This is a genomic window from Advenella incenata, assembly GCF_004217095.1.
Lineage (GTDB): Bacteria > Pseudomonadota > Gammaproteobacteria > Burkholderiales > Burkholderiaceae_B > Advenella > Advenella incenata.
In genome coordinates this window covers 1-2,564 of sequence record NZ_SHKO01000010.1, presented here as the reverse complement: position 1 = coordinate 2,564, position 2,564 = coordinate 1, and the positions used below count along the sequence as shown (strand labels likewise).

General features: G+C 58.2%; 3 protein-coding genes. All 3 read right to left on the bottom strand.

The annotated features are described in order from the left end of the window. Positions 1 to 53: 53 nt before the first annotated feature. The 3 genes from tnpC to tnpA all read right to left on the bottom strand — a co-directional run bounded on the left by tnpC (position 54) and on the right by tnpA (position 2,462). Positions 54 to 1,517 carry an IS66 family transposase gene (gene tnpC / locus EV681_RS22465; protein ID WP_423191233.1) on the bottom strand — a complete coding sequence of 488 codons (1,464 nt, stop codon included), beginning with the start codon at positions 1,515 to 1,517 and terminating at the stop codon, positions 54 to 56. Positions 1,518 to 1,737: 220 nt separating this feature from the next. Beyond that, entirely contained in the window at positions 1,738 to 2,070 is a 333-nt protein-coding gene (gene tnpB, locus EV681_RS22460) for an IS66 family insertion sequence element accessory protein TnpB (protein ID WP_130305359.1), read from the bottom strand. Continuing rightward, on the bottom strand, positions 2,067 to 2,462 hold the full coding sequence (gene tnpA, locus EV681_RS22455; protein ID WP_130305358.1) for an IS66-like element accessory protein TnpA: 396 nt from the start codon (positions 2,460 to 2,462) through the stop codon (positions 2,067 to 2,069). The genes tnpB and tnpA overlap by 4 nt, the downstream gene beginning before the upstream one ends. Positions 2,463 to 2,564: the final 102 nt, after the last annotated feature.

The window sequence follows — 2,564 nt, the reverse complement described above, 5'->3', positions numbered from 1 at the left end:
GTAAGCGTTCGGGGAACACATATTGACACGGCCGCGTTAACGGCCGTTGTCTTTTAGTGGGTAGATTCAGGCGTCCAGTTGTGCGGTAACAGTTCGTCGATCCGACTGGCCGGGTGAGTAGGCAAGCGTGTCAACACATCCTTGAGGTAGGCATAGGGGTCATGGCCATTCAAGCGGGCCGATTGCACGAGTGTCATGATGGCTGCCGCCCGTTTGCCGGCGCGTAGCGACCCCGCGAACAGCCAGTTGTTGCGCCCGATCGCAATCGGTCGAATCTGCTGTTCGATATGATTATTGTCAATTGGCAATTGCCCATCGTCCAGATAGCGCGTCAGGGCGCTCCAGCGTTTCAGGCTGTAGTCCAGCGCTTTCGCAGTGGCCGAGCCATCGGGTACCCGCGCTCGTTGGGCGAGCATCCAGGCATGTAATGCCTGAGCCAGGGGGCTGGCCTGCGTCTGACGCACCTGCCTGCGATCCTCATGGCTGAGGTCTTTGGCCTGGCGCTCTATCTCGTAGAGCTGGCCGATGTAATGCAGCGCCTGCTCGGCCAACTGGCTTTTGTTGGCAGCGTGCAGCTCGAAGAATTTGCGACGGGCATGCGCCATGCAGCCGATCTCGGTCACGCCTTGCGTAAAGCTAGCCTTGTATCCCGAGTAATCATCACAGATCAGGCTACCTTGCCAGTCGCCCAGGAAGTCGCGGGCATGCTCTCCGGCACGTCCCTCGGTAAAGTCATAAACCACCGCCTTGAGCGGTTCGAAGACCCCGGGTGCATAGGCCCACAGATAGGCTCGATGCGTCTTTTTTGTGCCCGGCTTGAGCATTTGTACTGGCGTTTCATCGGCATGGACCACGCGATGTGTGAGGATGGTCTCGTGCAAGGCATCGGCCAGGGGCTGCAGGTGCACGCCACTGGTGCCCACCCAGTCCGCCAGCGTGGAGCGCGCCAGCTTCATACCTGCGCGCTCGAAGATTTTTTCCTGCCTATACAAAGGCAAGTGATCCGCATATTTGGCCACCAGCACATGGGCCAGTAGCCCGGCAGAAGGCAGACCCTTGTCAATCACATGCGCCGGCACGGGAGCCTGAGTCAGAGTTTGACATCCTTTGCACACCCATTTGCCACGAACATGGCGTTCAACCTGCAGCACACCAGGAATAAAATCCAGCTTCTCGCTGACATCCTCACCGATGCGCAACAACTGGCAACCGCATGAGCACGTGATGCTTTCTGGCTCATGATGGAACTGAACGCGGGGCAGGTGCTCAGGCATAGGCTGGCGTTTGGGTTGCCCCGTGGCGCGGGTGGCTGAAGGGGCGCCAGCCAGTAATTCAAGCTCGGTTTCGATGGCGGCAATGTCTTCGCCTACCGCTTCCTCAAGCAATGTGCCTTGTACGCCCGACAGTTGCTCTCCTTTCTTGCCGAACTGATAGCGCTTCAGAGCGGCGATCTCATGCGTGAGCTGCGCGATTTTGGCATCTTTGAAGCGGATATCATCCTGCTGGCGCACCATCATCTGCTCGCGCCGCACCGTGACCTCTCGCGCAGCAGTCACTTCAGCCGCAAGCTGCTGGTTTCTGACCTCAAGCTCAAGAAACAATTGTTTCAAGGCCGGAGCATCCATCTGATCGAGGTCGGGTCTGGTTGAAGGTGAAGGCATATTGACAGTGTGCCACAGTGACATACTGCTCGCCATGAGCACATGCCCGGATTGCATTTGTGATCGCCGGCCTGCGTCACAGCCAGTCGATGACACTCCCGCTGCCAAGGCGATGCCAGGGCAGGCCGATAACCAGCGCCTGTAATTGTTCTGCGCTTAGCTGCTGATTGGCCAAGCCAGATTGTGGCCAGGTAAAACGGCCCTGGTGCAGCCTACGGGCCGCCAGCCACACGCCCATCCCATCATGCACCAACACCTTCAGACGGTTGGCCCGGCGATTGGCAAACACATATGCATGATGCGGTTGCACTGCGCCAAACACCGTCACGACCCGCGATAGCGCCGTCTCGGTGCCAGCGCGCATATCCATCGGTTCGACTGCCAGCCAAATCTGGTCAATGCGGATCATCGCATCAGGTCGCGTAGCCAGGCCGCACACTGTGCAGCCTGCGAGACCGGCCAACGTACCGTGGCCATCAGGCCATTATGTTGCAGCTCGATACGGATATCTTCCACCCTTTTAGCAGGTGCCTCGGATATACTGGGCTGAACCACTTGCACAGGAATGAATTGCGCCGCGACATCACAGCGCACGGCGGGCGCAGCCTCCAGTCTGTCAAGGCGTTCATGGGCCTGGACCCATTTACGTAGCAGGTTGGGATGCAGATCGTACTGGCGGGCCACCGCCGCGACCGACACCCCACGTCCCTGACACTGAGCGACGATATCTGCTTTAAATTGCGGGCTGAACTGACGGCGGTGACGCCGTCCTTCTTGTGTGGCAAGCTCGTTAGGTTGCATTACTCCACCTACTGGGATGAATTACTCCACCAAGAACCTGATGGAGATTCAATCCTCTACGATCTGTCGCTGATATTCAAGATGGGTTTACCGGACGCTTAC